The organism is Sphingomonas sp. 37zxx (genome assembly GCF_000786205.1).
GTDB lineage: Bacteria > Pseudomonadota > Alphaproteobacteria > Sphingomonadales > Sphingomonadaceae > Sphingomonas.
The window spans coordinates 1-777 of record NZ_JROH01000116.1 but is presented as its reverse complement, the minus strand read 5'-3'; the positions used below and the strand labels follow the sequence as shown (position 1 = coordinate 777).

Annotated in this window: 1 protein-coding gene and 1 pseudogene; one reads left to right on the top strand and one right to left on the bottom strand. The window is 64.1% G+C overall.

The window, feature by feature from the left end:
* The coding region (locus QU44_RS17010) for a transposase (protein ID WP_033923598.1) at positions 1-288 on the bottom strand (288 nt) is incomplete at its 3' end.
* 58 nt (positions 289-346) lie between these two features.
* Between QU44_RS17010 and QU44_RS17005 the strand changes: the two are divergent.
* A pseudogene (locus QU44_RS17005) lies at positions 347-777 on the top strand (IS630 family transposase); the annotation flags it as partial.

Genomic DNA, 777 nt, shown 5'->3' with positions numbered 1-777 from the left:
GGCAATCAACTGCGGATCGAAGCTCGCCTGACGATCGCGTGGCACGTCGATCGCCAGCTTGCCGGTGTCGGTCATCACGGTCTTCCGACCGTAGCCGTTGCGCGTGTTGCCCGTGCCGTCATCGGCGGCCAGGTGGTGATCCATCTCCGCGTTCAACGCGCGCTCGGTCAGCGCCTTTTTCAGAGAATCGAGCAGGCCGCCCTGCTCAAACGCCGCGCTAGCGGCTCCGCCTGCCAGCAGCTGGTCCAGCAACTCATTCGGGATCGCAGGCTCTTTGCGTCGGGACATAGTGGGACTCCTTCCTACCCATTATGCCCACCCGCACACGGAAATCCTGACAGTCCCCCATGGCCTGGCACCGCACCGCTGGCGGAGCTTCAAGCTGTCCAACGACAAGGCGTTTGCCGAGAAGCTGCACGACGTGGTCGGCCTCTACGTCTCGCCGCCGGCCCATGCGATCGTGCTGTCGGTCGACGAAAAGAGCCAGATCCAGGCGCTCGACCGCACCCAACCCGGGCTGCGGCTCAAGCGTGGCCGGGGAGCGACCATGACGCATGACTATAAACGCAACGGCACGACGACGCTGTTCGCCGCGCTGAACGTGCTCGACGGCTCGGTGATCGGGCGCAACATGCAGCGCCATCGGCACCAGGAGTTCATCCGCTTTCTGAACGCCGTCGAGGCTGAGTTGCCGCCCGACAAGGCCGCCCACGTCATCCTCGACAACTACGCCACTCACAAGCAACCTAACCCGTCTTATTCACCGGCGGCATGGGA